We start from the raw sequence: 26388 nt of genomic DNA on the forward strand, positions 1-26388 counted from the left end.
GCCATGGCCACCCTCTCGCTCCGAGGCCTGACCCGAAGGTTCCCGAGCGCCGAGCGCCCCGCGCTCGCCGGCCTGGATCTCGACGTCGACGACGGCGAGCTGCTCGTCCTCGTCGGCCCGTCGGGCTGCGGCAAATCGACGGCGCTCCGGCTGATCGCGGGGCTCGACAGCCCCGACGGCGGCACGGTCTCGATCGGCGGGCGCGACGTGAGCCGCGTCGCGCCGGAGGACCGCGACGTGGCCATGGTCTTCCAGGGCTACGCGCTCTACCCGCACATGACCGCGCGCGACATCATGGGCTTCCCGCTCAGGATGCGCGGGGTCGCGCGGGAGGAGCGGGCGCGCCGCGTCGAGGAGGCGGCGGCGCTGCTCGCCATCGGGCACTTGTTGGACCGGCGCCCCGGCGAGCTCTCCGGAGGCGAGCGCCAGCGCGTCGCCATGGGGCGCGCGATCGTGCGCGCCCCCGCGGCGTTCCTGTTCGACGAGCCGCTCTCGAACCTCGACGCCGCGCTGCGCGCCGAGCTCCGGGTCGAGCTCGCGGCGCTCGTGCGCCGCCTCGGCACGACGTCGGTCTACGTGACCCACGACCAGGTCGAGGCCATGACCATGGGCGACCGCATCGCCGTGCTCCGCGCCGGAGAGCTCCAGCAGGTCGGCCCGCCGCGCGCCATCTACGAGGCGCCGGCGAACACCTTCGTGGCCGGGTTCCTGGGCACGCCGGCGATCAACCTCCTCCCGCTCGAGCGCTCCGGCGAGCGGTACGAGGGCGCGGCGCTCTCGCTGCCCGCCCCGCCGGGGGTGGCGCTCCCCGACCGGGCCATCGCCGGCGTGCGGCCCGAGCACCTGCGCGTCGCGCCGGGGCGCGGATCGCCCGGCGGCGCGGGGGCGCAAGGCGAGGTGGAGGTCGAGGCGCGCCTCGTCGTGGCCGAGCCGCTCGGCGCCGAGACGTTCCTGTACCTCGACGCGGGCGGGACGCGGCTGCGCGCGCGGGCGCACGGCTTCGCGACGCCCGCGCCGGGCGAGGCGGTGCGCGCGCGGCTCGATCCGCGCGACGTGCTCTGGTTCGACGCGGGCTCCGGCGCGCGGATCGCCGCGCCGCGGGCGGCGTCATGAGCGGGGGAGGCCGCGCCGTGCGCTCGCGGCGCGACGCGCTCCGGGCGCTCGCCGCGTCGCTCGCCGCGGCCGCGGCGGGATCGATCGGCTGCGCGCGGCGCGGGCGCGGCGCCGACGGGCGCGTCGAGGGCTCGCTGTGGTTCGCCTACGGCGGCAAGAACCGCGAGGTGCTCCTGTCGCTCGTCGATCAGTTCCACCGCGAGCAGGGCCGCTACCGCATCGACGCCGTGTACCAGGGCGACTACTTCGAGGCGCTCGCCAAGCTGCGGACCGCGCTCGCGGCGGGCGCGGCGCCCGCCCTGACGCACGTGGTCGGCGAGGTGGTGCCCTACCTGGCCGAGGCGGGCGTGCTCGAGCCGCTCGATCGGTTCCTCGCCGGCGCGCCGGGCGGCGACCTCGACGTTGTCGAGGCCCTCGGCCAGTCGGGGACGTTCGTGGGCGGCGGCGAGCGCCCGCTCGTGTGCCTGCCGTTCAACCGATCGACGCCGATCGCCTACTACAACCGGAACGTGTTTCGCGAGCTCGGGCTGTCGCCGCCGACGACCTGGGAGGAGCTCCGCGCGACGGCCGCGCGGCTCGTCGTGCGCGACGGCGAGAGCACGCGGCGGTGGGGCTTCGAGTGCCCTGTCGACTGGTGGTTCTGGGCCGCGCTCGTCGGGCAAGCGGGCGGCGACGTCGTGGCCCCGGACGGCACGCCAACGCTCGGCGGGGAGGCGGGCGTGCGCGCCCTCCGGTTCTGGCAGACCCTCGTGCACGAGGACCGCACGATGAAGCCGCCGCCTGGGCGCGATTACAACGCGTGGCAGGTGACGAACACCGACTTCCTGGCAGGCCGGGTCGCGATGATCTGGACGTCGACAGCGTTCCTCCGGTACCTGGAGGACAACGCGAGCCAGGCGGGCGCCGGGAAGTTCGAGGTCGGCGCCGCCCCGCTGCCGCGCGACGTGCGCGCCTCGGTGCCCACGGGCGGGACGATGTTCGTGATGCCGCGGGGCGCCGCGCCGGGAGCGCAGGAGGCGGCGTTCGCGTTCCTGCGCTGGATGATGCAGCCGGAGCAGGCGAACTCGTTCGCGACGCGGACGGGCTACATCCCCGTCTCGCGCCGCGGCCTCGAGATGCTCCGGCAGGGCGGCTACTACGCCGCGCACCCGAACGACCGCGTCGCGGTGGACCAGCTCGCGCACGCCGCGCCCTGGCCCTGGTCTCCGGACCTGTTCCGCGTCCAGCGCGAGGCGGTGCAGCCCCGGCTCGAAGAGGCGGTGCTCGCCCCGCGCGACGCCGCCGAGACCCTCTCCGAGGCCGTCCGCGCGGCGCGCGAGCGATGAAGCCCAAACACCCCCTCTCGCCCTACCTGCTCCTCCTGCCCACAGCGGCCTTCCTGGCCGTGTTCTTCCTGATCCCGCTCCTGCTCGCGGCCAAGAACAGCTTCTTTGCGTGGGACCTGCTCACGCCCCCGCGGTACGTCGGCCTCCGGAACTACGAGGTCCTCGTCGAGAGCGGCGAGCTCGCCGGCACGCTGCTGCGCACGCTCGGCTACAGCGCCGTCGTGGTGGCGCTCTCCGGCGCCCTGGGGCTCGCGCTGGCGGTGGCGCTCGATCGCCCTGGGCCGGTCTATGCCTTCGTGCGGGGCGCTGTGTTCAGCGCCTATGTCGTGTCGTGGGTCGCGGTGGCGCTCCTCTGGATGTGGATCCTCGACGCCGAGGGGCTCTTCACCGTCGCGCTCCGCTGGCTCGGCCTGCCGACGATGAGCTGGCTCGGCGATCCCCGCTCGGCGCTGCTCGCGCTGGCCGCGGTGAGCGTCTGGAAGATCACCGGCTATGCCATGGTCATCTTCCTGGCCGGCCTCCAGGACATCCCCCGCGCGCTCCACGAGGCGGCCGCGCTCGACGGCGCCGGCCCGTGGCGGCGGTTCCGCCACGTGACATGGCCGCTGCTCCGCCCGAGCGCCGCCTTCGTGGCGACGACGAGCCTCATCCTCTCCTTTCAGGCGTTCGACGTGATCCGCGTGATGACGCAGGGAGGGCCGGTCAAATCGACGACCCTCTTCGTCTACGCGATCTACGAGCACGTCTTCGTGAACCTGCGGGTCGGCCGGGCCAGCGCCATGATCGTGATCTTCTTCGTCTTTTTGCTCCTGTTGACGGTCCTGCAGCTCTGGGCGCTCCGCGCGGGCGCGCCGCGCGAGGGGAGGCGGCCGTCGTGACGGCGGGGCAGAGCGGCGGCGCCGGCGCGGGGCGCTTCAACGCGCGCTCGTACGCGCGCTCGCGCCGCCTTGTCTCGGACGCCGTGCTCGTCGTGGTGGCCATCGTGTGGCTCGGGCCGTATGCGTGGATGACGATCACCTCGCTGAAGACGCTGCCCGAGATCACCCGCGCTCCGGCCTACCCCTTGCCGCAGGCCCTCCAGCTCGGCGCGTACAGCGAGGTGCTCCAGGCGGTGCCGGTGATGCGGTATTTCGCCAACACCGTGTTCATGGCGACGGCCATCGCGCTCTTGCAGATCGCCCTCGCGCTCCCGGCCGGTTATGCGCTCGCGAAGCTCAGGTTCGTGGGGCGGAGCGCCGCGTTCGTCATCGTGCTCTCCTGCCTCCTCATCCCGGCGCAGGTGACGTTCGTGCCGGTCTTCACGATGCTCGGCTCGGTCGGCCTCGTGAACACGTTCGGGGCGCTGATCCTGCCGTTCGGGGTGAGCGCGCTCGGCACGTTCCTCGTGCGCCAGGCGCTGCTCTCGGTCCCCGACGAGATCATCGAGGCGGCGAGGATGGATGGGGCTGGCGAGCTCAGGATTGTTTACCTGATCCTCGGCCCGATGCTGCGGCCGACGCTCTCGGCGCTGTTCCTGTTCAGCTTCGTCTTTCACTACAACGATTACTTCTGGCCGCTCGTCATGACGACCGACGACCAGGTGCGCACGCTGCCGCTCGCGATCGCCCTCCTCCGGGAGCAGGGGACAGGGGTCCGCTGGCACCTCGTGATGGCCGGCAACGTGATCCTGAGCCTGCCTGTGCTCCTCGTGTTCGCGGCGGCCCAGCGGCAGATCCTGCGCGCGGTGACGGCGCGGATCTGAGCGGCGCGGGCGCCCGGGCAGGACCGGCGCCGGAGGCCGGCGGTCGAGCGGTCGACCAGCCGGCGTGTGCATCGACGTGGCATTGCGCGCGATCGAGCCCTGGCATCGTCGCTGTCGAGTCCGCCCTGCGCCTTGCGTGGACGGCGATTGCCCAGAGGCACAGCGCGCCGCGGTGCCGGCGGCAGCAGCGTTCGCTGCGCGGATTGTTCTCGTCCGGACGCCCTCATTTCTGGCCCGGTCGTCGCACCGGCTCGCGGCGGCCAGGGCAGTGCTGGCCAGGGCAGCGCCGGCCAGGCGCTGCGGAAGGAGAGCCACGATGACCACCACCGAGCCAATGATGCAGAAGCAGATGGTCCAGAAGGAAGAGGGCAAGATCACGACGAAGATCGAGGAGAGGACCGGCAGGATTCCGTCCGGCACCTATCTCGGGCTGGCGATCGGCTCGATGGTGGTCTCGGCCGGCTGCATGCTGGCCGGCAAGAAGCAGATCGCGAACTTCATCGGCCAGTGGGCGCCCTCTCTGCTCGTGATCGGCCTGTACAACAAGCTGGTCAAGATAGAGCACGAGCTCGGATACGGCGGCTACCGCTGACCGCGCCCTGCTGCGGACGGCGGCTCATCGCGATCTCGTTCCGCGAGCGCGTGACGGAGCCGCGCTCGTCGCGCTCGAACCTCGCACGGTCCAGGAGCCGCGGCCCGTCCGGCAGGATCGTCTCCACCGCGCCTCGCCCACTCAGTCTAGACCAAGTGGAAGGGCTCGGCTTGACCGATGGACGCCGAACTCGAGCCGCGGCGGCCCCCATCGCACCGTCAACCGCGATGGCGGCCTGCCCACGCTGTCGCGGTGGGCCGTGGCCGTGGCACGCGGGCGACGTCGTGCCTCCCTGAGCGCACCGCCGTCCGGGCGCTCTCATGGCAGCGCGGACGGGCCACTGGCGCCAGCTGGTCGATACGCGCTGGAGCCGCGCAGATAGCTGCGCTGGCGTGCGCTCTGGACGGTACGACCGCCGGTCCGTACAGTGTGCTCGTCTGGATTCTGTTTGACGCGTACGAGACCATGGGGCTGCCGGCCGACGTCGCAGGCTTGCCGAGCTCCCTCGCGCCCGCTCGGCTTCAACTGCGCACGGTGAACACCATCTTTTGTGGGAATGGAATCCAGCGCGACCCCTGGCACGTGCGTGTCGAACCCACACGGTGCCGATTCGCCGCGCTCGGCTCCCGCATCGTGATCAGAGGCGCACGCCTGGAGCGGCACGACGTCGTCCGGGCGCCAGCGTCGCCCGCGAGCGCGGCCCGATGGCGGCACCGCGCGCCTTTTGCGTCGACACCACGACGACGCGGGTTCGTCGGCAGCTAGATGGGTACCTCGTCATCTCTCAGAAGCCCATCAATCTTGCTTAGCAGTTCTCGCTTGACCCGCTGCCGGTTCAGCTCGTCTTCGTAACCGGCTTTGACAGATGACACCTTGGCGACGCCCTTCAGCATCATCATAGCGTCGATCATTCGCTCCGCCTCGTCGTCATCCAGGTCGCGCAGGAAGTGAACAACCAGGCCCTTGACGCTCATTGCAGTCCCGCTCCCCGCGAAGAGATCTCACCGGCTTTCCGAAGCATAAGGATATTACGCAACTCACCGATGGCACGTGCGCGTCGCCTGTAAAGCGTCGAGAGGGGCAGACCTGCATCTTGGGCGATCTGGGCCATCGAAACTCCGCCCAAATCGTGTGCCACGAGAACGAGTCGCAGCACCGGATCGAGCTCATTCACTGCATCCATGGTGCTGGCTCTGACGTTGTCGGACTCCATCGCAGCAGCAGCATCCGGCGCTGGATCAAGCACCTCGATCGAACTGACCAATTCTCTCTGCGCTTTCGCGCACGCTCGTGGTAGTGGGAGGCAACGTGTACGGTGATCGCGTTCAACCAGCGCTCCGGCCTGCCGCGTTTCGGATCGAACCTGGGCCAGCTCTCGCAGGCGTTGAGCCAGACCTGGCCCGCGACGTCGCCACGATGGCACTGAGGCACCCCCATCCTCTCCAACCAGAGCAACACGGCACGAACCAGCATCGGGCAAAACAAGCGCGCGTACGCGGCAGCGCGCTTGCCTTCATTCGGACAATCCATGAATCCCCCCCTTGCGAAATCGCACCCTAAAATGAATGCGAGGCACGGCTGCGCTCACCCATGGCTCCCCACTCCCGGAAGGGTCGTGTTCAGCGGAGAGCGCTCTACGTCCTCCCAATCGGCAACGTTCGCGGAAGCCGGCCCGCCTTCGTCACGCTGTAGCGGGAAATTCGTCAGCGTGGCAGCGCGCCGGGCGAGCTCAGTCCCCGTGCCGGCGCGGACAGGGAGCGGCGACCCAAGGCGCGGCTGCGGCGGCGGCGGGAGCTTCGCGCGCGGGCTCATGGCCGCAAGCTCGGGCGACGGCACCACAGGCGGAGGAACGTCGAGCGCGCGGGGAGGTATCGGCGGCGGACTCGGCGGCGCCGGCGACGACGCGGGACGCGCCGAGCTCTCGCGCTTGGTGACGGGCTCGCCGACCTGGATCACCACGGTCTCCTCTGCGTCCGTCCGGTAGTCGTCGTGCAGCTGCCACAGGCGCTCCCAGTACCGCGCCGGCGTGCCGGTGAAGGTCTCCAGCTGCTGCGCGAGGCCGGGCGTCATGGGCAGGTCGCTCCTCAGCAGCCGCTCCACCTCCCTCGGTGATAGCCCCGTGCTCTCGGCCAGCTTTCTCCTCCACGAAGGCGTCGTCGCGCAGAACGACTCGAGGACCCTTCCCGGCCAGGGGACGGGGCGCCCTCGGGGGTCTCTCAGCTCCGCGAGCGCCGCGTCGACGTGACAGTCCAGAAGGCGCCGGTATCGATCCCGGTCCCCCACGGCCTGCTCCTTCGCATCGGTGAGGGCTGCCTCCTCGTCATCATGCGCGTGCTCGCGCGCCTCGCGAAGCCCGCGCTCTCGTCCCAGCGCTTCGCGCGCGGTGACCGCGAAGCCGATCGCGACGCACGCGATCATCGCGAGCCCGAGCGGCGACACGAGCCACATCGCCCCCAGCATGTCCTCCATGGTAATTCTCCTCCTGGACGTAAGCATTCCTACGCAAGACAGATCTCGGCCCTGTGCTGTCTGGGCTGAAGACACCATCAGCGTCACCGTCAGCTCGCCGTCGATCGACGGCCGACGATTCAGCGAATTTGCCTGAACAGCGCTTCGCGCTCCGCCGCGAGCCGACCGCGCGGAAACTCCCGCGCATGGGCTTCGAGCAGCAGGCGCGCCTCGTGATCGCCCTCTCCGTCGTTGTCCTCAATCGCCCTTCGGGCCTGGCTGATCAGGCGCATCTCGCGCGCGGTGACCGCTGGCCACACGGGGCGCCCCGGGGACGAGATCCGAGGTGCTGTCGCCACAGAGGGCCCGGGCGTGCTGCTCGCCACAGCCTCAGCGCGCACGCTGCCTGTCGCCGTCGGCGACGAGCTCTCGTGCGCGGCGGGCGCGGCAGGGGAACGCGCGCTGTCACGTGAGCCTTGCGCCGTGACGTCGTCTGGCGCAGGCGCGCCCCCCGGTGCGCGGAATGCCGCCGGGTGCAGCCACGATTCCGCGCTGGGAAGCGGCGGCACCGCCGAGAGGAGCGCGCCGCTCAACACGACGAACGCACCCTGCACGACGATCCTCACGCCCAGACGGCGCAGCCAGGCCGTCCACGACGCACGGCGGTCCAGCCCGAGCACCAGCGGGACGCAGGCGCTCTCGTCCCTACCGTGCGCGGGTTGCTGGGCCGTCCACCGCTTGAAAGCCGCAACGAGTCGATCCCAAGCCCGGCGGTGCTGCGCCCTCACCGTATCCAACGGGACGTTCAGCTCGGCGGCGATCGTGGAGAGCGGTGTCCCCTCCAGCTCGTGCTTGACCAGGAGATCCCGGTCCTTGGGGCCGACCCGGTCGAGCAAGTCCCGGGCCAGCTCTTCCTGCTGTCGCAAGCGCAGCAGTTCCTCCGGCGTGGGGCGTTCGTCTCGGGGATCGCGCTCCTCGAACGACGTCAGCACCTCTCCGCGGCGGCGCTCGTTCCGCCTGTGCTTCCGTGCCTCGTTGAGGGCAATCGTGACGAAGTACCGCGCCGGATCGCCGCTCAGCTCGACCCGCCTCGCCGCTTCCAACCCCCGCAGCAGCGCGTTCTGCGCGACGTCCTCGGCGTCGCGCGCCGGCACGCCGTGGAGCCTGGCCAGGCGCCGGAAGCGGTTGAAGCTGAGGAGATGGGTCGCTGGCTTGCCCACGGTAGGTAGCATCCCTGAGCCGCTCGAAACGGTGCAGGAAAGCGCAAGGAGCGGCCACTTTGGTAGCACCAGGTCGCACCGAACCATGCGTTCAGGCGATCGAGCCCTCGCTGCCGCGAGGAGATGATCGCATTGCCGCACCCGAACGCAATTTGCCACTGCCAGGGTCACTTTGCATCGATTCGCTCTCGTTGACGCCGCGCGGCTGGCGCGAGTACCGTCCAACCATGCGATGTTCCGCTCGCGCTCTGCTCTTCTCTGCGCTCCTCGCCGCAACCGGCGCTGCGAGCTCGGCCAGCGCGGAGGACGCCTATCCGGAGTCAGGACCACGTGACGGCGCAACGGTGAAGGACCATGTTCGCCGCGGTCGCAGGGCGCGCAACGCCGGGCAGTGGACCGAGGCATACGCCTCCTACAAGGCCGCCTTCGAGGCAGCTGACCCGGCGTCCAGCACGGAGCGAGAGCGCGCGGAGCTCGCCGGCGAGCTTGGCCTCTGCGAGCTCGCGCTGCGCAAGTACCGCGATGCCGCCGAGCACCTGGCCTTCAGCCTCGAGCAGCGCACGGCGCTGCCGCTCGCGCTTCAGCTGCGATTCGAGAAAGGAGAACGCGAGGCGACATCGCACGTCGCGACACTCGTGCTCTCGGTCGATCCGCCGGACGCCGAGGTGCTCGTCGACGGCAAGTGGGTAGGCCGGGTCGCGCGGACGTACAAGCTGTTCTTGGAGCCCGGCCAGCGCATCGTGCGGGCCAGCGCCCCGGGCCGCCTGGATGGGTTCCATGAGTTCGGGGCTGTGGCCGCAACGGCGTACAACGTCAGAATGCCGCTGGCGCGTCTGGCGGTGAGCCAAGCTCCGGAGAGCGCGCCGGGTTCACCGAGGGAAACGCCGAAGACCAGGAGCTCGTCGCCTGCCGTGCGGGGCCGGCCGCCCAGCCCTTGGACATCCTGGCCAGGCGCCCTGCGCATCAGCGGTATCGGGTTGACCTTGGCGACAGGCTCGCTCGGTGCGGTCTTCATGGTTCGTGCGAGGGCCGCCGACGGAGACCTGGACGAGCGGAACGCGAAGCTCGACGCCGTGGGCGTCTCTCAAGGGGCATGTCGGGGAACGCCGAAACCCTCCGCGTGCGGCGAGCTGACGAGTCTCCAACGAGAGCGGGATCTCTTCGCCGGGCTCGGCACGGCGATGGTGGTGACGAGCGGTGTGGTGGGCGCTGCGACTCTGGCTTCGTTCTTCACGGACTTCACGCTACTGCAGGCGGAACCGACCAAAGCTCGGGTCGCGCTGGTGCCGGCGGTCGCGCCGACCCAGGCCGGCCTCGTGGCGTACGGCGCGTGGTGATCAGGGGGTCAGGATATGTCTCTTCTCGAACCGCGACGAATGCGGCTGCTGTTGGCTGTAGGCGCCGTCTCCACGGCCTTCGCGGGCGGCCTCTCCGGGTGCGCCTACGACGATAGCTGCTACGACCGACGCCTCTGCCTCACACCGCCGACGTCTCTCTGTGACGGCAACCCCAATACGGCGCCGGCGCTCGACGAATGCGGGGTGTTCGTCAGCGCGTCGTCGGGTGACGACAATAGCCCCGGCACGAAGGGCGCGCCGGTGAAGTCCCTGCAGCATGCGATCGGGCTCGCCGCGAGCGGACGAGGCCACGGCGAGGCGCCGACCCGGCGCGTGCTTGCGTGCGGCGGCTTGTTCGAGGAGGAGATCTCGCTGCCTTCCGGGGTCGACCTCTGGGGCAGCCGTCTCTGTCATGACGGCGGCGATTGGTCGTATGAATGGTCGGGCATCGGGCCGAGTGCGTCGACCGTCATCGCGCCGCCTGCGCGGATCCCGGTGCGGGTCCTCGGGGGCGACGATGCGGGCATCGCGGAGGACGACGCGACGTCGGTGATCGTCGGCGTTCGCGCCGTGGCGGCCGACGCCTCGGCGAGTGATGGAAAGTCGTCGATCGCGATGATCTTGAGCTGGGGGGCCCGGGCGATCGTGCGGGACAGCGAGATCATCGCGGGCAACGGCAAGGACGGGGAGCCCGGAGAGGACGCCCGCAGCGAACCCGCCAACGGCGGCGTGCAGGGGAACGACGGCGCGGACGCTTGCACCGCGGACTTCGCCAAAGGTGCTCTCCCCGTCGTGACAGTGTGCGACGACGGCATCGAGTCGACGGGCGGACCTGGGGGCTACGGCGACATCAAATCGGGGGGGGATGGCGCCTCGGGGCAGCCGGTGCACGCGGCGAATCCAGCAGGCAAGGGCCTTGGAGGCACTGGCGCGGGGAGCGTCGGTTGCCGCGATGGCGAAAACGGGATAGACGGCCTTGACGGCGGTCGCGCGGCCGGCGCTGTGGGCATAGGCCAGCTCAGCATCGATGGCTGGATCGGCGTCCGGGGTGAGGACGGGAAGAAGGGCGGCGTCGGCCAGGGGGGCGGCGGCGGTGGCGGCAGCAAATCGCGAGGTGAGATGACGGCGTGCCCGGCGGGCCGACCTCAGGCCGGCGCAGCCGGCGGCTCGGGGGGCAGCGGGGGATGCGGCGGCCAGGGAGGCAAGGGCGGCGGCTATGGCGGGGCGAGCATCGGCATCATTGCGTTGCAGGGGAGCGCGCTGACGCTCGATCGGACCGAGGTATTTGCAGGCAACGGCGGCAACGGTGGGGTCGGCGGGACGGGTCAACCGGGCGGCTACGGTCGATGGGGTGGCGATGGGGGGAAGGGCTTTACTGACGGCATCATGTGGGGCGCATGTCGTGGCGGCCGTGGAGGCGAAGGCGGCCGCGGAGGCGACGCCGGAGGTGGCCTCGGTGGCCCTTCGTACGGCGTGGCGTCTATCGCTGCCTCTGTGAACTTCGGCCCGGACGCGCCCGCAAATTCCGGGAAAGGAGGGGTTGGTGGTCTCGCCGGCAATGCAGCACCTGATGACCCCGTCGGTAAGGGCCTGCAAGGCGAATCCATGCCTTACCGTCAATTCGAAGTCCCCGATCCCCCACCGCCCCAGTAAATGTCCCCCTTCACGACGCGACATCGAGGGAGAACGATGCGAACCACAAGAGCGATCCATCTGTCCCCCGCGCTGCTGCTCGTCGCGGCCGGCTGCGGCACCGCACCGGGACCCAACGAGCCGGGCGGAACGGGATGCGACGGCACCTCGTCGTGTCAGGGTGACGCGCCGACAGAGTCGTTCTGTCTCGAGCGCCTCGCCGCGGACGTGTGGGAGGATGGCTGCGGGGTGTTCGTGGCCGGCGTCTGGGGCGACGGCGACGACACGAACCCGGGTACGAAGGAGCGGCCCGTGCGCACCTTGCAGCGTGCCGTCGAGCTCGCGCGTGCCGCACGAGGGCGCGTGTTCGCGTGCGCCGACGGCTTCTTCGGGCCCCTCGCGCTGCCTTCCGGCGTGGATCTCATCGGCGGCTTCAGCTGCATCGACTGGAAGCGGATGCCCCGCTTCGCGCCCTCGATCCTTCAGGTTAGAACTACCGACGACATCGCTCTGACCGTCGTACCGGCGAGCGCGGGAGACACGGGAACCGCGGACGGAGTATCGACGATCATCGACATGCGGTTTCAGTCGGGCGGCCCGATCGGAATGCTCGTGCAATCCGGCACGGTCGTGGAGGTCATCCGGAGCGAGGTTCGCACGTCGTACGGCTGGGCAGGTCACGATGGGGAGGAATGGGGCGGGCTCAATCGCGCAGCGGACGGACCGGATGGTCTGTACGGCGGCGATGCGTGCTCGGCGGACACCGTCCCCGGCGGTCCGGCGGTGGTGAATCCGTGCGACGGCGGAATCCCGAGCGTTGGCGGCAAGGGAGGCGACGGGCTCCCCGACGGCGCGGAGGACGGGGACGACGGGGAGCCGACGCCAACTCCAGACGCCGCGCACGCTGGCCGGGGAGGAGACGGGGACGTGCCAGGCATCCATTGCAACGGTGGAAACAACGGGATCTCCGGCATCTACGGCGCCGTTGGCGCCGCGGGTCAGGGCATTGGGCGTATCACCGAGAAAGGCTGGGTGGCTGACTGGGCAGGCGACGGTGGCAGGGGCATGCCGGGTCAAGGCGGCGGAGGCGGGGGCGGCCGGCGAGGCGAACTCGCTGTGTGTGGCGTGGCGACCATGGGAGGCGCCGGCGGCGGCTCGGGAGGCGCCGGCGGCTGTGGCGGCAGGGGCGGCCGCGGGGGCGAGAACGGGCACCCGACCATCGGCATCGTCGCGCTCCACGCCAAGCTGACGCTGCGCGATAGCGCTATCATCACCATCGCCGCAGGCCCAGGCGGCGACGGCGGGGAGCCCGAAGACGGCGGCAAAGCGGGGCGAGGCGCTTTAGGCGGCGCGGTGGGGGACGGCACATGGTCCTGTGAGGGTGGCAACGGCGGCCGAGGGGGCGACGGCGGCTACGGCGGCCCCGGCCGCGGCGGCGACTCGATCGGCATCGCAACCCTCGACGAGGACCAGCTCACGCTGGAGGGCGTGACGTACGAGCTTGGACCGCCGGGCAAGGGCGGCGTGAGCTGGGATTGGTCCGGCGACGAGATCCACGGGGAGGACGGCATCCAGGTCGAGACGCTGCGTTTCCCTGAATAGGATCACGACACTTCAGGCGACCCCTGCAAACGGTGTGAAGCGCATACGCCTCGGGCGATCCGCCATGGCGTGATCGCGGGAACCATCGCCGCGCTCCAGCCGATTGCGGCGACGGCCACTGCCGACCGGAAGGACAAGGGAGCGAGCCCCCTCCGGGGTGCGGGCGGCCTACCCCTTCAGCGACGGCGCGTGAAGCCGAGGACGAGCGCCGCGCCCATGCCGGCGAGCACGAGCAGGGCCACGGCGACCCACACCCAATCCCGGGGCTCCACGCTGAAGTAGACAGCCCCCGCGCCGCACCCGGGAGAACACGCTCTTTTCATCATGCACCCGTCCTTTTCATCAACCACCGCCGCCGGTCCGCCGGAAGGTGCGGACCACGCCGCGATACTCCATGACGCCGCGGCCCCGCTATCTGCTCCGGCGCCATGGGCGACGCCGGCGTCATCGCACGCCCGCGGGCGCTCCGCAAACCGTGGCGCCGAATCCGGCCATGGGACGGCGGACGCCACGGAATGGCTACGGATTCACCGAAGTCCAGACACCTGAGAAGAGGCACACGTAGATCGTCGCCTTGCCCATCAATGACCAATACATGTCGACATCTGGCACCAGCTCGTTCCCGATCTCCGGCGGGATCGGCTGGTAACCGGGGTACGTGGCCTCGATCTCCCGGGCGACCTCGCGCGCTACCGGCTCCTCCTCGGGGATGCCGGGGAGGTGGATCCCGTAGTATGGGCCGAGCAGGGACACGTGGAAGCTGAGCGCCGTTTCTTCGGTGAGCCAGATGCGGGCCGAGTATGCCGGGTCGATCCCTCCCGAAAACAGGTTGAGCGACTCGTTCTGAAGGCGGTATCGTTCGTACATACGGTGGATCATCGCTTCCCACGTCGGGTACGCCGCTCGCCCGCGGTTTGCGGCTTCCACCAGGCAGCCGTGCTCCTCCGTATCCTCCCAGACGGGGTCGCCCGGAGCCACATAGTTGCGCTGGATTTGTTGCACACCCCGCGGGTAGAATTGGTAGATAATGTCCAGCAGCTCGGAGCGAGTTGTCTTCATGGATTCGTCACCGAGGCGCCGAGCCCCATATACTTGAACTTGAACGCAGCGTCCGCCGCGCCGGCAAACTGTTTGCAAAAGATCCCCGGCGGCAGCTCGGGGTCCATGACGCTTGCGACCTCCTCCGTGATCTCTTCGCTGAGGCTGGCTGCATCGATTAGCCCCATCTTCTCAGTCCGGATCGGCATTTTTATGGTGACAGCGCAGGACCACTCCCTGGTGCCGGCTGAACTTACATGCTTGAAATGCAGGTTTGTCTTGGCCTGTTGGTACCCGCCCGCATCCCCCCGGCCGTCATCCTTGACAATGGTAACAAACGTAAAGAGCGACGAATCGAAATCTACCCAGACGAAGTGGGCCATCCCAGGCTTCGGACACCTCGAGCTGCACGCACCGCTACAGCTCAAGAAGGTCGCTCCGGCTCCCGCCACATCGCCGGCTCCGGGGCACTGGTCTCGCGGGCTCTCCGGGCGGTATGTCGTTGGGGTCTCTGAGCTGTCGCTCGGTCTCTCCTCTTCGTCTTCAAGGTCCCACTCGTTGCACGCGATCTTGCCCTCGCCGCCGCCTTGGGGGTCGGCCCCGAAGTCACCGGATGCGGACGAGGTGAAGACGGGGCGTGGCTCGGAGCCCGGACCGGCCCCTGCACCCGAAGTTCCTTCCCCGACAGGATAGCAGTCGCCGAACGTCATGTTGCACGCCGCCAGCGCCCAAACCGCGACAGCCAAGAACAAGAATAGAACTTTTCTCGCGTTCATTTCTGACTCCATCGAAGCACAGGACCAGCAACAATGACGGCGGACACATAGCCCGGGAGCACCAGGCTGCCTCGACCGACCCAATCCACGTTGACGCTCACCGACACCCCCAGCGGTCCGGCGACGTACGCGTTGGACTGCGCGTGGCCGCCCACGGCCAAGCCACCGACGCGGCCGCACAAGGTGACGCCGCACGCCGGCATGAGGTAGAACGCGACAGACGGCCCCGCGCTGACGTTGCCGTCCTTCCACGCGTACCCGATGTCCACCGAGGTCTGGTTGTAGATCCCGAGCCCGTCAGCCTGGATCGGGGGCAGGATCGTGCACAGATCGTGCACCGTGAACAGGATGTCTCGCTGGATGGGCCAAGATATGCCCGCGTGCGGCCCCACCGCGAGGCGCGGAACGGTGCCGGCCTGGAGCCACCCGAGGCTCACACCGGCGCTCAACTCGGAGGCCTCTCCTTGCGCCGGTATGACGACGAGCGCGGGGATGACCAGGACCACCCATGGGGTCCGCTGGCTTCGTGTGCCCATCGTCCCCCTTCTCCTGTCTCCGCGACGGACGGACAGCATGACGAGGTGAGCCACCCTTCCGCCGACAGGGTTCGGCGTCAAACGGAATCTGGAGGAGAGGACCCCAATGGACGCGGATCGCTCCATCCAGACCGCGCAACGCTCCCATCTGCCTGCGCGGATCGCGTGCTCGTCCACCTGCCGGCGTCGGCCACCGGTCCATGTCGCTGTGGTGTGCGACCCCCTGCTCAAGACGCTCGAGGCCGGGGTGGGAGGGGACGGCGGGGAGCCGGCGCGAGGCGGCGACGGCGGCCGAGGCGCACCAGGCGGAGCCGTGGGGGACGGCACCTGGTCGTGTGGCGGCGGCGACGAAGGCCGAGGAGGCGACGGCGGCTACGGCGGCCCCGGACGCGGCGGCGACTCGATCGGCATTGCAACCCTCGACGAGGACCAGCTCACGCTCGAGCGAGTCACGTACGATCTCGGACCGCCGGGCAAGGGCGGCGTGAGCTGGGATTGGTCCGGCGAAGAGATCCACGGGGAGAACGGCATCCAGGTCGAGACGCAGCGCTTCCCTGACTAGGATCACGACACTTCAGGCGACCCCTGCAAACGGTGTGAAGCGCATACGCCACGGGCGATCCGCCATGGCGTGATCGCGGGAACCATCGCCGCGCTCCAGCCGATTGCGGCGACGGCCACTGCCGACCGGTAAGGACAAGGGAGCGGGCCCACTCCGGGGTGCGGGCGGCCTACCGCGTCAGCGACGGCGCCTGAAGCCGAGGACGAGCGCGGCGCCCATGCCGGCGAGCACGAGCAGGGCCACGGCGACCCACACCCAATCCCGGGGATCCGAGCTGAAGGAGACAGCCACCACGCCGCACCCGGGAGAACACGCTCTTTTCATCATGCACCCGTCCTTTTCATCAACCACCGCCGCCGGTCCGCCGGAAGGTGCGGACCACGCCGCGATATTCCTTGACGCCGCGGCCCCGCTATCTGCTCCGGTGCCATGGGCGACGCCAACGTCATCGCGCGCCCGCGGGCGTCGACCTCGACGCGCGCAGGCGCTCCGCAAGCCGTGGCGCCGAATCCGCCACGGGACGGCGGACGGCACGGAAGGGCTACGGATCCACCCAAGTCCACACGATCGAGAAGAGGCACACGTAGATTGTCGCCTCGCCCATCATCACGCCGTCCAACTCCACATCCGGCACCACCTCGTTCCCGAGCTCCGGCGGGATCGGCTGGTAGCCGGGGTACGTGGCCTCGATCTCCCGGGCGACCTCGCGCGCCACCGGCTCCTCCTCGGGGATGCCGGGGAGGTGGATCCCGTAGTATGGGCCGAGCAGGGACACGTGGAAGCTGAGCGCCGTTTCGTCGATGAGCCAGATGCGGCCCGAGTACGCCGGCTCGATCCCCCCCGCAAACAGGCTGAGCGACTCGTTCTGAAGGCTGTATCGATCCCCCAAGCGGTGGATCATCGCTTTCCACGTTGGGTACTCCGCTCGCCCGCGGTTTGCGGCTTCCACCAGGCGGCGGTGCTCCTCCGTGTCCTCGTAGACGGGCTCGTTGGGAGGCACATAGATGCGCATGATTTGTTGCACACCCCGCGGGTAGAATCGGTAGATAATGTCGAGCAGCTCGGAGCGAGTCGTCTTCATGGATTCGTCACCGAGGCACCGAGCCCCTTATACTTGAACTTGAACGCAGCGTCCGCCGCGCCGGCAAACTGTTTGAAAAAGATCCCCGGCGGCAGCTTGGGGTCGATGACGCTTGCGACCTCCTCTGTAATCTCTTCGCTGAGCTCGGCTGCGCGCAGCGGATCGATTAGCCATAACCGTTCGAAACCACTCAGCATTGTTTTTGCGTGTAGAAATTGTTTCCCCCTTGCAAGGAGACGGCCCCGCCGGCGGAACCTCGCACCAGTAGCTGTCCGCACAGCTGTCGGAGTAGCAGCCGGTGTTCCCGGCCGCGCCTGCCAGACCCAGCGCGACAGACGCCAGCGAACGGAGGACCTCTCGACGGCCACCCATCGATCTAGAACGCATGACCTCGCCTCCCCCTCAATCGCGGTATTTGCCCAGCGCGACCTCGCAGAGGCCGAGCTCCCCGGTTCACCGTCGCGTGCTCTCCCGACCTCGTCGTCGATGAGCCACCCTGGGCGCGCGCTGCGCTCGTAAGGAATGTCGATGCCCCGACCGCAAGGAGAATCGAGAGGAACTGTGGAGCGCAACGCATGTCACGACGGTAGTTGCGTGAACTGCTCGGCGTCAATGGCGGGTGAAATCGCCGTGCCGTTGCGTTTGTCATGAGAATTTGGGGCGTGAACGAGCAATGTTGTCATCTCGCCTGGACGCCGAGCGCTGTGCGCGTGGGCAGGTGGCGTATCATCCCACCAAAATGGACCGGGCCGTTCACTTTTCTGACCCCGGGAGGGCCGCTCAGACGTGCTACCGGCATGGGCAACCCGGCGGGGACCTCCAGCAGCTTCGAGCTCTTCCGGCGCCTGGCGAGGCGCTTCGGGGTCCCGGCGCTGCAGGCCAAGTCTGGCTCATGGCGAGCGCGACGCCGGCGGGCGAGCGGATGCCGACGGATCTCCGCCGGATGACGACAGGCTCCACCTCGGATGACGACGAGCTCGCCGCTGGATGACGATGGGCTCCAGCCTCGATGACGACGTCCCCGGGCCGGATGACGATGGTTCGACGCCCGATGCCGAAGGGCAGCGGCCGGATGCCGATGGGCTCCGGGCGTATGCCGGCGGGCCCCATCCCCGATGCCGATGTGTCCCGGTCGGATGCCGATGCATCCCGGGTGGATGACGACGACCTCCACCTCAGATGAGGATGGCCCCCTCCCGGAATGACGACGCCCTCGGCCGCGATGCCGACGGTTCCGCGCCGCGCGCCTGCGCGTCGCCCTCGCGCCTTCCGCCTCGCGCTGTCGCCATTCATGGGCGCGCCTCGTCCGGCGCTCGCAGGCGTTATGGGCCGAGACGATCCCCTCGACATTCAGTTCCCTGTGCACGTAGCCTGCGCTGATGGCCAAACCTATCTCTCCTCCCGAAGAGACCGACGACAACGACCCCACGCTCGAATCCCTGGCGGAGCGGCTCGGCAAGCCGGAGCCAGGCATCATCGAGGCATTGCTCGACGGCACGACCGAATCCCAGCTCGTCGAGCGAGGGCGGCAGATCGCCTCCTCGCGCGTCTTGACCGATCTGCGCCGCCTCTACGCGACGGCACACGCATGCTGGTCGGGCGCGTCGAAGGACAAGCGGGAGAAGCTGCGCGGCTTCTCGCCGGAGCTGCTCGCGCTCGCGGTCGATCAGGCGCTCGCGCTGGAGCGGCTGCTCGAGGCGCACGAGAGCGCCGGGCAGAAGAAGGACGCGGCGCGCGCCACGACGGACGCGGCGCTGCGGGAGCGGCTCTCGCGCTCGCTGCTCCTGCGCGACCAGGCCTACGAGGTCCTGCGCGGCGTCGCCGGCTCGGGCAAGGAGGCGCGCGCAGAGCTCGCGCAGGCGGTCGGCACCGCGGAAGATCCAGGCGCGCTCGCGCGCGGGCTCACCCAGCTCGCCGCGCTCGGCAAGCGCTACCTCGTCCAGAAGAAGGGCCCCCTCGCCGTGCGCGCCAAGCTGATGCGGCTCGACCAGGACTACGTCGCGCGCCTCGAAGAGACCGCCCAGGAGCTCACCCAGGCGGCGAAGACGGCGGCTGCGCGCCCCGCAGGCCAGAAGGTCACGAGCGGCGATCTCGACCGGGCCGACGGCATCAACCTGATCCTCCTCGAGCAGATCGTGCGGGTGTTCGAGCGCGCGAACGAGCAGGATCCGACCATCCCGCGACTGGTACCCATCGCGACGCGGCGGCTCTTCAGCCGGAGCACCAGAAAGAAGGCGGCCGAGGCGTCCGGCGGAGGAGGCGGCGCGGCTGGCAGCGGCAGCGCTGGAAATGGCAGCACCGGCGGAGCGCCGCCGGACGAGGAGGATCCGCTCGAAGGCGACGACGCGCCGGCCTGAGCCAGAAACGCCCTGATCGGAACCGAACATCCACCGAGGGCTCAGGCTGCAACCTGGGCCCTCTTCCTTTCGTCACGCCCTCGCCGGCGCCTCGATGGACCATCGCCGCGCGACATCCTTCGCACCTCGCCAGCGAACACCCCTTCTCGCGCCGTCCGCCGGCGCCGCGCCGCGCGCGCAGCTGCCCTGCGATCGCCGCCGTCCAAATCTCGACATCTGCCTGGAATCCTCCTTGCTAAGCTCGCGCGCGCGGCGAACGGAGGAACCCATGCGTCTGCGCCTTTCTCGTTCTCTTGTCGTGGCAGGGCTCTTGTCCACGGGCGTTTTCTCGTCAGCTCTCACGGCGTGCGGCCCGGGGGATCCATCCCCGGTGGCCGGGGCCCCTGTAGGCGACCCTGATCAGGAGATCACGGTGACGGAGGTGCCACCGCCGGCCATCAGCGGCGGAACGCTGATCGTCGCCGGCGACGGTCGCACGGCGGTTGCGGCGGACGCCGACCGCGATCGCGTCTGGATCGTCGATCTGGAGGGCGGCGAGCCGGCGGCCGTCCTGCTGGAGCGGGGTGACGAGCCCGGGCGCCTCGTCGAGGACGCGAGCGGCCGGGTCCACGTGGCGCTCCGGCGCGCCGGGGCGGTGGTGACCCTCGATGTCGAGGCGCGGTCGGTCATCGCGCGCAGAGAGGTCTGCCGCGCGCCGCGCGGGGTCGCCTACGACGCCTCGCTCGACGCCATCCACGTCGCCTGCGCCGGCGGCGAGCTCGTGACGCTCCCGGCCTCCGGCGGCCCCGCCGTCCGGAAGCTCCGCCTCGCCCCCGACCTGCGCGACGTCGTGGTCGAGGGCGACCGGCTCCTCGTCAGCCGCTTCAGGTCCGCGGAGACCCTGGTCGTGGGCCCCGACGGCGCGGTGCTCTCGCGCCGCACGCTCCCCGTCTTCTACTCGAGCGGGTTCGCCAACTCGGAGTATGCGCCGTCCGTGGCCTGGCGCATGGCGCCGCTCGCCGGCGGAGGTGCGCTGATGGTGCACCAGCGCGCGATGTCGTCGAAGGTCACCCTCAGCCCGGGCGGCTATTACCAGTCTGCCGACTGCGACGGGAACATCGTGCACGCCGCGGTCAGCAGGATCGACCCGGCGGACGTTCCTGACACATCGCTCCCCTCGCTGCCCGCGGCAGCGATCCCGAATGTCTCGCTGCCTGTCGACATCGCTGTCGCGCCCGACGGCGCGCGGATGGCCATCGTGGCGGCCGGCAGGCGCACCGTCGTGAGCGCGACCGTCGACGATCTGGAGCGCGACGCCGAGATGAACGGCTGCAGGCCGGAGGTCACCGCGAACGCGCTGAGCGGGCAGCCTGTCGCCGTGGCCTTCGACGGCCAGGGCGGGATCGTCGTGCAGCTGCGGGAGCCGGCAGCCCTGGAGCTGGTCGGCCGGCGCACCATCGCGCTTCCGGGCGCGAGCGTGAAAGACACCGGCCACGACATGTTCCACCGCCCGCCGAACGGCGTGAGCGCCGTGGCGTGCGCGTCGTGCCACCCCGAAGGGCACGAGGACGGGCGGACGTGGAACTTCGATCCCGTGGGCCTGCGGCGGACGCAGGCGCTGGGCGGCGGCATCCTGAAGACGGCGCCCCTCCACTGGAGCGGCGATCTGCAGGATCTCGCGGGCCTGATGGGGGAGGTGTTCGTCTCCCGCATGGGCGGCCAGCAGCCCGGCGCCCGGCGTCTCGACCTGATGGCCCGTTACATCGACAGCCTGCCCGCCTTCCCGACGTCGGCGCCCGAGGACGGCGCCGCCGTGGCGCGGGGCGAGGTGCTCTTCCATGACAAGCAGGTGGGCTGCGCGGAATGCCACGGTGGCCCGATGCTCACCAACAACCGGAACGAGGAGGTGGGCAAGGGCGAGCGGCTGCAGGTGCCCTCGCTCCTCGGCATCGCCGGGCGCGCCCCGTTCATGCACGACGGCTGCGCGGCGACGCTCCACGATCGCTTCGATCCGCTGTGCGGAGGTGACCGTCACGGCGACACCTCCGGCCTGACCTCGGCGCAGCTGGACGATCTGGTCTCCTATCTCGAGTCGCTCTGAGCCTCCGGCGCGCCGCGCTCCTCGCGCGGTACGACCGAGGCGTTCCTCGACATCCGGGGCCGATTGCCACGCTGCGAGCCCCCATCCCCCGGCAGCTAGCTCTACTGCGGGAAGTCGGCCGGGGAAGCGAACCGCCAAGACGCCATAAGACGCCAAGAAAACCGGGGAACAGGGGGGAATGCCCGGACGGCCAGCTTTCCCCTCTCCCCTTGGCGTCCTTGGCGGCTTGGCGGTTTTTCTGCTGATCCGGGGCAACTTCCCGCAGTAGAGCTAGCGGAGCGGAGACACCGCGTGTGACGGGGCGCCCGGCCCGGAGCGCCGCCAGCGGCTGCCGCCGCGCTCTCCGGCGGCACAGCCGTTGCTCGTCCATCGAGACAGGCGCAACCGACGCAACCGACGCAACCGACGCAACCGACGTCGCGGCGCGATGGACCCGGGCCACACGCACGGTCTGTCTTTCCCGCACGTTTCCGCACGTTTCCGCGTGTTTTCGCACGTTCCGGCACGTTCACACGTTCGCACGATCTCGCGATTCTCACGCTCTCACGACGGGGCGAGCCGGCGTCTTCGACGAAGCTGCCGACCCGCGAGGTGGAGCAGGCGCAAGGAGGGCACCATGCCTAGAGGCGACAAATCCAGCTACACGACCAAGCAGAAGCGGCAGGCCGAGCACATCGAAGAGGGGTACGAGAAGCGCGGGGTCCCCGAGGAAGAGGCCGAGCGGCGGGCCTGGGCGACCGTCAACAAGATGACCGGCGGGGGGAAGAAGTCGGGATCGGGGGTGGGCAAGCCAGTGAACAAGGAGCCGGCGAAAAAGGGGGGCCGCAAGGGAGGCGCCGCGTCCAAGGCGCGGCCGGCCGCCGCGAGGAGCGCGGCGGCGAAGAAGGCGGCGGCGACCCGCAAGCGGAACGCCGCGGCGAGCGCCGGACGGACCACGGCCGCGAAGAAGGCGCCGGCGAGGGCGAAGAAGAGCGCCGCGTCCAGCGCTCGCTCGCGCAGCTCCTCGGCCACGTCGACCAGCGGCCGCTCCCGCGCCGCGCAGGGCACGGCCCGCCGCGGCGGTGCGGGGGCCTCGCGCAAGACGACCTCGGGGGCGAGGACCGGAGCGCGGCGCGCCGCGAGCGGGGCCTCGCGCAAGACGACCTCGGGGGCGAGGACCGGAGCGCGGCGCGCCGCGAGCGGGTCCTGACGCCCCGGCGAGAAGAGGAGAGGGGGCGACCATGCACGAACTTCGGAGCAACGGAGCGACGAATGGCGAGGACGGCCTGCTGGGCGACGAGTCCGGGCCGCAGGTAGAGAGCCGGAGGGGGCGCGCGTTCCTCACGACCCTTGTCCGGGAGCTGTTTCAGACGGAGCGCTCGGCGATGATCCACCCGCGGATCGAGGCGGAGCGCCTCGGCGATGTGCCGCCGGCGCGCGCCATGCGGGCGGTCTCGACCCACGCGGAGGCCGCGCTGTCGGAGGTCCGCCCGCTCCTCCGCGAGCGCGGGCTGCCCATCAGCGCGGGCGGCAGCATGGTGGGCGAGGCCTTCTCGGCCTTGCGCGATCACCTCGCCGATCACCTGCTCAGCACCGAGAGGTCCTACCGCGGCACGCTCCTCGGGTTGCGGCACGGCGTCGACCTCGTCGAGCTGCTCCAGTACGTCGCGACCGTGGAGGGCGACACGCCGCTCGCCGCGTGGTGCGCGCGCTGGCTGTCGATGCGCAGGCCTCTGGTCGAGGCGGTCGCCGGCGAGCTCGCGTGGTTCGCGGCGCGCCCGATGCGCGCCACGCGGGCGGCGAAGGACGACCTCACCGCCCACCTCCTCCGGGGCCTCGTGAACGGCGTGGAGCTCGCGGCGCAGCGGCTCCGCCGCCTCGTCACGTTCGCGGGTTGACTCCCGCCGGCCGCGCGCGGAGACACCCCGGCGCTGGGCCGCGCGCGGCGTCGCGCGCTGCGTCGAAGCCGAGGAGGATGCGCAGGTGGAGCAGGGGATTCCGACGTGGGGCACGCCGATCGAGCTCCTGGAGAGCCACGGGCCCCGCGTCTCGGGCGCGCTGTTCATCGCGGTCGTCGGGTGGATGGCCGCCGCCTGGGCCGCGCGGAGCGTGCGGTCGCTCGGCAAGAAATGGACGCAGGTCGACGCGACCCTCATCCCCCTGCTGGCCAGCGCAAGTCGGCTCACCCTCTTGACGGTCACCGCCATGGCCGTGCTCGAGCGCTTCGGCGTGGACACGAAGAGCCTGTTCGCCGTGCTCGGCGCCGCGGGTCTGACCGTCGGCCTCGCCCTCAAGGACACGCTGTCGGACGTGGCCGCCGGGCTGGTCTTGCTCGTGCTCCGTCCGTTCGATGTCGGCGACGCGATCGAGGCCGACGGGACCTCCGGCGTCGTCGACGCCATCGACGTGTTCCAGACCAAGCTGACGAGCTTCGATGGCGTCCCGATCACGCTGCCGAACTCCAAGGTCCGGTCCGCCAAGATCCAGAACTTCACCCGGGCGCAGCGCCGGCGCATGGACCTCACGATCGGCGTCAGCGCCACCGCCGACATCGCTCACGCCCTCGCCACGCTGCGGGACGTCCTCTCGAGCGAGCCGCGCGTGCTGCCGGAGCCGGCGCCGTCGGTCGATGTCGTCGAGCTCGCGGACGGGAAGGTCAACCTGCTCGTCCGCGCCTGGACGCTCCCCGCCGACTTCTTCCCGGCGCGGCTCGAGCTCACGCGTCACTTCAAGGAGCGGCTCGACGCGGAGGGGATCGTCGTCCCGATCCCCCAGCGCGAGCTGCATATCCCCCTTCGCGAGCCGGAGCGGCGCTCTGCCCCGCTCCTCTGAGGCGGCGCGCGCGTTCGAGAGGGCCCGGAGGCGACCCCGCCGCGCCGCTCTCGCCCCCTAGAGCGGTTTTCAGCTGGGTCTGGTACAAAAGCTGCTGCTCGGGCTCACTGATTCCCTATGCTGCAGGGCATCCCCGCTGGCGGAGCGCGAGAGCGCTCGCCGGGCGGCGCCATCCTCCGGGTTGCGCCGGCACGCGAGGGAGGTGGGCGACGCGGTGGACGGATGTAGCCGGCGTGCTGAAACCAACCTTTGGCGTCGCGATCAGTTACCAGACCGATGGCTCGGCCCATGGCTCGGTATACCTGCGGAACCGAGCGCGGGGCGGCGGCGCGGGTGAGCTCCTTGACTTTGCTGCCGCAGCCTTCCACCGGCGACAGGTCAGGCGAATAAGGCGGCAAAATCCAGAACTTTGCCCCGCGCTCCTCGACGGCAGCGCGAGCACCGGGAGCACGGTGTGCACCCAGCCCGTCGACAACGATCACATCGCCGGGCTGCACTCGAGGAGCGATCCGGTCGCGGATGTACGCCTCGAAGATGGCGCCGTTCATGGACCCCTCGAAGGCCATCGGTTCTACAGCGCCGCCGAGATTCAGCCCGACGATGAGCGTGATCTTCGGGTCGGTGTTACACGGCACCCTGCCGTGCGCCCGACGCCCGCGACGCGCACGACCGTACCGCCGCGCCATCCCGCGATGCAGACCGAACTCGTCGAAGAAGGTGATGTGGCGTGCGCCTACTCTTCGTGCTCGCCGCCGGAACTGAGCGCGGCGCTTGCGGACGGCGGGCCGATACTGCTCGCTCGCTCGAAGCGTTTTTTTTTCTCGTGATGCCCAGCCGCTGCAGCGCCCGATGCATCGTCGGGATGCTGACACGCACCTCCTGCCGCTGCTCGAACTGCTCAGCCAACTCGGCCAGCGTCCGGTCGTTCTTTTCCTCGACCAGCTTGCGCACCTCATCCAGCCCCGCCCGGTCGATCTTCGGCCCCACTCCACCACCGTGCGGCAAGGGCGCAAGGCTGCCTGTCGCGCGCACCTGGGTGAGGTAATTCTGCACAGTGTTCGGCGCGACCGAGAAACGCTCCGCTATTTCCCGAATGCTCCCCTCGCCGTTGACGTAGGCATCGACGATTCGCCGGCGCAGATCGAGACTGTACGGGCTCATGGGGCAGACCTTGGGCAGGTCCTGTGCCACGATCCGGTGCGGTCGAGCTCGGGCTGTAGCAGACTCGGCTGAAAGCCGCTCTAGAAGACCGATCACGTTGATCGAGCGAGAAGTGAACCGCCAAGGCGCCATAAGACGCCAAGATTATTGTGATTCTCTTGGCGTCGTTGGCGCCTTGGCGGTTCGAATTCTGCTCTCTTCTGGCGGTTTCAACCCGTTTGTCGCTCTAGGTCAGGGCGTGCCCATCAGGAGATAATACCAGGTGCCCACCTCGATGGCGTTCGGGTTCGCCCCGGCCACCCGGGTCAGCGTCCTCGTGAAGATCTTCTTGTTGAACGCGAGGCCGTTGCTCGGCGCCTGCGTCTTCACGTACCAGGCGGCCGCTATCAGGGCCGATGTCTGGATGTCCTGCTCGAACAGGACGCCCATCTTCACCTGGCTGTCGTCGGGGCTCGGCAGCCGGTAAAGGTACCCGGTGCGGGTCCCCGGGACGGTGCGCATCCCCTGCGTCCAGTTGCCCTGCGTCGTGTTCCGGGGGGCCGTGAACTGGTTGCTCGGGCTCACGACGTCCAGGAACGCGTCGAGCGCCGGCGCCGTGAAGCTCGGGATCACCTCGGACGTGAAGGTCAATGTGTTCGAGAAGGTGAGCGTGCTCGCCCACCGCCAGTACTCCGTCTGCGCCTGGAAGGTGAGCTGGCCATTGGAAACACCGTTGGCCCCGAGGGTCACGATCCGGACGAGATCCGCGTTCGAGAAGATCCTGAGCCTCACGTCCGGCGGGATCTGGTCGGTCACACCGGAGCTCGGTTTGGCCTTCGCCGGGCTGCGCGTCGAGATGGAAGCGCCGGCGGCGGGCGCACCGAACGTTGAGTCTGCATCGTTGCTCATGGTTGCGCTCTCTCCTGGGATGACGATCACGACAGCGTCGATCGCAGCGCGCAGGCCCTGTCCAGCCCGCGCTCCGGCGGCGGCGCGG

At 69.9% G+C, this 26388-nt stretch carries 28 protein-coding genes and 1 pseudogene; 14 read left to right on the forward strand and 15 right to left on the reverse strand.

Annotated elements, in window-relative coordinates; genetic code table 11:
• Positions 1-3: 3 nt before the first annotated feature.
• The 5 genes from WMF22_RS50420 (at position 4) to WMF22_RS50440 (ending at position 4771) form a co-directional block, all read left to right on the forward strand.
• Positions 4-1113: an ABC transporter ATP-binding protein gene (locus tag WMF22_RS50420; RefSeq protein WP_438034379.1), complete on the forward strand. Its 1110-nt coding sequence runs from the start codon at positions 4-6 to the stop codon at positions 1111-1113.
• Positions 1114-1130: 17 nt separating this feature from the next.
• Positions 1131-2438, forward strand: coding sequence for an ABC transporter substrate-binding protein (locus WMF22_RS50425; RefSeq protein ID WP_438034380.1), 1308 nt, complete (start codon positions 1131-1133; stop codon positions 2436-2438).
• On the forward strand, positions 2435-3316 hold the full coding sequence (locus tag WMF22_RS50430; protein WP_437296994.1) for a carbohydrate ABC transporter permease: 882 nt from the start codon (positions 2435-2437) through the stop codon (positions 3314-3316). Before WMF22_RS50425 ends, WMF22_RS50430 begins: the two co-directional genes overlap by 4 nt.
• Positions 3313-4179, forward strand: coding sequence for a carbohydrate ABC transporter permease (locus WMF22_RS50435; RefSeq protein WP_438034381.1), 867 nt, complete (start codon positions 3313-3315; stop codon positions 4177-4179). Before WMF22_RS50430 ends, WMF22_RS50435 begins: the two co-directional genes overlap by 4 nt.
• A gap of 316 nt (positions 4180-4495) precedes the next feature.
• Positions 4496-4771 carry a hypothetical protein gene (locus WMF22_RS50440; protein ID WP_438034382.1) on the forward strand — a complete coding sequence of 92 codons (276 nt, stop codon included), beginning with the start codon at positions 4496-4498 and terminating at the stop codon, positions 4769-4771.
• A 761-nt stretch (positions 4772-5532) separates the two neighbouring features.
• On the opposite strand, the gene WMF22_RS50445 is transcribed toward WMF22_RS50440, so the two are convergent.
• From WMF22_RS50445 to WMF22_RS50465, 5 genes are all read right to left on the reverse strand, one after another.
• The gene (locus WMF22_RS50445; protein ID WP_438034383.1) at positions 5533-5745 is read right to left on the reverse strand and encodes a hypothetical protein; all 213 of its coding nucleotides are present in this window, start codon (positions 5743-5745) and stop codon (positions 5533-5535) included.
• A complete protein-coding gene (locus tag WMF22_RS50450) occupies positions 5742-6035 on the reverse strand; it encodes an RNA polymerase sigma factor (protein WP_438034384.1) in 294 nt (97 codons plus the stop codon). Before WMF22_RS50450 ends, WMF22_RS50445 begins: the two co-directional genes overlap by 4 nt.
• Complete coding sequence (locus WMF22_RS50455) at positions 5942-6301, reverse strand: sigma factor (protein WP_438034385.1); 360 nt, start codon at positions 6299-6301, stop codon at positions 5942-5944. Before WMF22_RS50455 ends, WMF22_RS50450 begins: the two co-directional genes overlap by 94 nt.
• A 54-nt stretch (positions 6302-6355) precedes the next feature.
• Positions 6356-7240, reverse strand: a complete 885-nt coding sequence (locus tag WMF22_RS50460) for a helix-turn-helix transcriptional regulator (RefSeq protein WP_438034386.1) — start codon at positions 7238-7240, stop codon at positions 6356-6358.
• Positions 7241-7359: 119 nt separating this feature from the next.
• A complete protein-coding gene (locus tag WMF22_RS50465; protein WP_437301697.1) occupies positions 7360-8439 on the reverse strand; it encodes an RNA polymerase sigma factor in 1080 nt (359 codons plus the stop codon).
• 344 nt (positions 8440-8783) lie between these two features.
• Here WMF22_RS50465 and WMF22_RS50470 point away from each other — a divergent pair, with 344 nt between their 5' ends.
• The 3 genes from WMF22_RS50470 to WMF22_RS50480 are packed head-to-tail and all read left to right on the forward strand — an operon-like array spanning position 8784 to position 13010.
• Positions 8784-9776, forward strand: coding sequence for a PEGA domain-containing protein (locus WMF22_RS50470; RefSeq protein ID WP_438034387.1), 993 nt, complete (start codon positions 8784-8786; stop codon positions 9774-9776).
• A 51-nt stretch (positions 9777-9827) separates the two neighbouring features.
• Positions 9828-11429 carry a hypothetical protein gene (locus tag WMF22_RS50475; protein WP_438034388.1) on the forward strand — a complete coding sequence of 534 codons (1602 nt, stop codon included), beginning with the start codon at positions 9828-9830 and terminating at the stop codon, positions 11427-11429.
• A 36-nt stretch (positions 11430-11465) separates the two neighbouring features.
• Entirely contained in the window at positions 11466-13010 is a 1545-nt protein-coding gene (locus WMF22_RS50480; RefSeq protein ID WP_438034389.1) for a hypothetical protein, read from the forward strand.
• Between the two features lie 176 nt (positions 13011-13186).
• Here WMF22_RS50480 and WMF22_RS50485 read toward each other — a convergent pair whose 3' ends face one another.
• From WMF22_RS50485 to WMF22_RS50500, 4 genes are all read right to left on the reverse strand, one after another.
• Positions 13187-13336 (reverse strand): hypothetical protein, encoded by a 150-nt coding sequence (locus WMF22_RS50485; RefSeq protein ID WP_438034390.1) that lies wholly within the window; start codon positions 13334-13336, stop codon positions 13187-13189.
• A 193-nt stretch (positions 13337-13529) separates the two neighbouring features.
• Positions 13530-14069 carry a hypothetical protein gene (locus WMF22_RS50490; protein WP_438034391.1) on the reverse strand — a complete coding sequence of 180 codons (540 nt, stop codon included), beginning with the start codon at positions 14067-14069 and terminating at the stop codon, positions 13530-13532.
• Complete coding sequence (locus WMF22_RS50495) at positions 14066-14824, reverse strand: hypothetical protein (RefSeq protein WP_438034392.1); 759 nt, start codon at positions 14822-14824, stop codon at positions 14066-14068. The genes WMF22_RS50490 and WMF22_RS50495 overlap by 4 nt, the downstream gene beginning before the upstream one ends.
• Positions 14821-15360: a hypothetical protein gene (locus WMF22_RS50500; protein ID WP_438034393.1), complete on the reverse strand. Its 540-nt coding sequence runs from the start codon at positions 15358-15360 to the stop codon at positions 14821-14823. Before WMF22_RS50500 ends, WMF22_RS50495 begins: the two co-directional genes overlap by 4 nt.
• A gap of 208 nt (positions 15361-15568) precedes the next feature.
• Here WMF22_RS50500 and WMF22_RS50505 point away from each other — a divergent pair, with 208 nt between their 5' ends.
• The gene (locus WMF22_RS50505; protein WP_438034394.1) at positions 15569-15922 is read left to right on the forward strand and encodes a hypothetical protein; all 354 of its coding nucleotides are present in this window, start codon (positions 15569-15571) and stop codon (positions 15920-15922) included.
• Between the two features lie 177 nt (positions 15923-16099).
• On the opposite strand, the gene WMF22_RS50510 is transcribed toward WMF22_RS50505, so the two are convergent.
• The 3 genes from WMF22_RS50510 to WMF22_RS50520 all read right to left on the reverse strand — a co-directional run bounded on the left by WMF22_RS50510 (position 16100) and on the right by WMF22_RS50520 (position 17200).
• The gene (locus WMF22_RS50510; protein WP_437297002.1) at positions 16100-16249 is read right to left on the reverse strand and encodes a hypothetical protein; all 150 of its coding nucleotides are present in this window, start codon (positions 16247-16249) and stop codon (positions 16100-16102) included.
• A 214-nt stretch (positions 16250-16463) separates the two neighbouring features.
• Positions 16464-17003, reverse strand: a complete 540-nt coding sequence (locus WMF22_RS50515; protein ID WP_438034395.1) for a hypothetical protein — start codon at positions 17001-17003, stop codon at positions 16464-16466.
• The gene (locus WMF22_RS50520) at positions 17000-17200 is read right to left on the reverse strand and encodes a hypothetical protein (RefSeq protein WP_438034396.1); all 201 of its coding nucleotides are present in this window, start codon (positions 17198-17200) and stop codon (positions 17000-17002) included. The genes WMF22_RS50515 and WMF22_RS50520 overlap by 4 nt, the downstream gene beginning before the upstream one ends.
• Positions 17201-18382: 1182 nt before the next feature.
• Between WMF22_RS50520 and WMF22_RS50525 the strand changes: the two genes are divergently transcribed.
• The 5 genes and pseudogenes from WMF22_RS50525 (at position 18383) to WMF22_RS50545 (ending at position 24251) form a co-directional block, all read left to right on the forward strand.
• Positions 18383-19360: a hypothetical protein gene (locus WMF22_RS50525; RefSeq protein ID WP_438034397.1), complete on the forward strand. Its 978-nt coding sequence runs from the start codon at positions 18383-18385 to the stop codon at positions 19358-19360.
• 412 nt (positions 19361-19772) lie between these two features.
• The gene (locus WMF22_RS50530; RefSeq protein WP_438034398.1) at positions 19773-21440 is read left to right on the forward strand and encodes a cytochrome-c peroxidase; all 1668 of its coding nucleotides are present in this window, start codon (positions 19773-19775) and stop codon (positions 21438-21440) included.
• 616 nt (positions 21441-22056) lie between these two features.
• Positions 22057-22359: pseudogene (locus tag WMF22_RS50535) on the forward strand (hypothetical protein); the annotation flags it as partial.
• 301 nt (positions 22360-22660) lie between these two features.
• The gene (locus WMF22_RS50540) at positions 22661-23317 is read left to right on the forward strand and encodes a hypothetical protein (protein ID WP_438034399.1); all 657 of its coding nucleotides are present in this window, start codon (positions 22661-22663) and stop codon (positions 23315-23317) included.
• Positions 23318-23402: 85 nt separating this feature from the next.
• On the forward strand, positions 23403-24251 hold the full coding sequence (locus WMF22_RS50545; protein ID WP_438034400.1) for a mechanosensitive ion channel family protein: 849 nt from the start codon (positions 23403-23405) through the stop codon (positions 24249-24251).
• A gap of 104 nt (positions 24252-24355) precedes the next feature.
• On the opposite strand, the gene WMF22_RS50550 is transcribed toward WMF22_RS50545, so the two are convergent.
• From WMF22_RS50550 to WMF22_RS50560, 3 genes are all read right to left on the reverse strand, one after another.
• Positions 24356-24937, reverse strand: coding sequence for a transposase (locus WMF22_RS50550; RefSeq protein WP_437294640.1), 582 nt, complete (start codon positions 24935-24937; stop codon positions 24356-24358).
• Positions 24876-25412: an IS630 transposase-related protein gene (locus tag WMF22_RS50555; protein WP_437294639.1), complete on the reverse strand. Its 537-nt coding sequence runs from the start codon at positions 25410-25412 to the stop codon at positions 24876-24878. Before WMF22_RS50555 ends, WMF22_RS50550 begins: the two co-directional genes overlap by 62 nt.
• 231 nt (positions 25413-25643) lie before the next feature.
• Complete coding sequence (locus tag WMF22_RS50560; protein ID WP_438034401.1) at positions 25644-26300, reverse strand: hypothetical protein; 657 nt, start codon at positions 26298-26300, stop codon at positions 25644-25646.
• Positions 26301-26388 lie beyond the last annotated feature (88 nt).

The sequence above is a fragment of the Sorangium sp. So ce204 genome (assembly GCF_051526795.1).
In the GTDB taxonomy this organism is placed as follows: Bacteria; Myxococcota_A; Polyangia; order Polyangiales; family Polyangiaceae; genus Sorangium; species Sorangium cellulosum_B.

Excerpts from the sequence above, each read along its gene's own strand:
- WMF22_RS50420 (WP_438034379.1), top strand. The coding sequence starts at position 4 with ATGGCCACCCTCTCGCTCCGAGGCCTGACCCGAAGGTTCCCGAGCGCC.
- WMF22_RS50430 (WP_437296994.1), top strand. The coding sequence starts at position 2,435 with ATGAAGCCCAAACACCCCCTCTCGCCCTACCTGCTCCTCCTGCCCACA.
- WMF22_RS50440 (WP_438034382.1), top strand. The coding sequence starts at position 4,496 with ATGACCACCACCGAGCCAATGATGCAGAAGCAGATGGTCCAGAAGGAA.
- WMF22_RS50445 (WP_438034383.1), bottom strand. The coding sequence starts at position 5,745 with ATGAGCGTCAAGGGCCTGGTTGTTCACTTCCTGCGCGACCTGGATGAC.
- WMF22_RS50455 (WP_438034385.1), bottom strand. The coding sequence starts at position 6,301 with ATGGATTGTCCGAATGAAGGCAAGCGCGCTGCCGCGTACGCGCGCTTG.
- WMF22_RS50460 (WP_438034386.1), bottom strand. The coding sequence starts at position 7,240 with ATGGAGGACATGCTGGGGGCGATGTGGCTCGTGTCGCCGCTCGGGCTC.
- WMF22_RS50480 (WP_438034389.1), top strand. The coding sequence starts at position 11,466 with ATGCGAACCACAAGAGCGATCCATCTGTCCCCCGCGCTGCTGCTCGTC.
- WMF22_RS50485 (WP_438034390.1), bottom strand. The coding sequence starts at position 13,336 with ATGATGAAAAGAGCGTGTTCTCCCGGGTGCGGCGCGGGGGCTGTCTAC.
- WMF22_RS50490 (WP_438034391.1), bottom strand. The coding sequence starts at position 14,069 with ATGAAGACAACTCGCTCCGAGCTGCTGGACATTATCTACCAATTCTAC.
- WMF22_RS50495 (WP_438034392.1), bottom strand. The coding sequence starts at position 14,824 with ATGAACGCGAGAAAAGTTCTATTCTTGTTCTTGGCTGTCGCGGTTTGG.
- WMF22_RS50500 (WP_438034393.1), bottom strand. The coding sequence starts at position 15,360 with ATGGGCACACGAAGCCAGCGGACCCCATGGGTGGTCCTGGTCATCCCC.
- WMF22_RS50510 (WP_437297002.1), bottom strand. The coding sequence starts at position 16,249 with ATGATGAAAAGAGCGTGTTCTCCCGGGTGCGGCGTGGTGGCTGTCTCC.
- WMF22_RS50515 (WP_438034395.1), bottom strand. The coding sequence starts at position 17,003 with ATGAAGACGACTCGCTCCGAGCTGCTCGACATTATCTACCGATTCTAC.
- WMF22_RS50520 (WP_438034396.1), bottom strand. The coding sequence starts at position 17,200 with ATGCTGAGTGGTTTCGAACGGTTATGGCTAATCGATCCGCTGCGCGCA.
- WMF22_RS50525 (WP_438034397.1), top strand. The coding sequence starts at position 18,383 with ATGGCCAAACCTATCTCTCCTCCCGAAGAGACCGACGACAACGACCCC.
- WMF22_RS50540 (WP_438034399.1), top strand. The coding sequence starts at position 22,661 with ATGCACGAACTTCGGAGCAACGGAGCGACGAATGGCGAGGACGGCCTG.
- WMF22_RS50550 (WP_437294640.1), bottom strand. The coding sequence starts at position 24,937 with ATGGCGCGGCGGTACGGTCGTGCGCGTCGCGGGCGTCGGGCGCACGGC.
- WMF22_RS50555 (WP_437294639.1), bottom strand. The coding sequence starts at position 25,412 with ATGAGCCCGTACAGTCTCGATCTGCGCCGGCGAATCGTCGATGCCTAC.
- WMF22_RS50560 (WP_438034401.1), bottom strand. The coding sequence starts at position 26,300 with ATGAGCAACGATGCAGACTCAACGTTCGGTGCGCCCGCCGCCGGCGCT.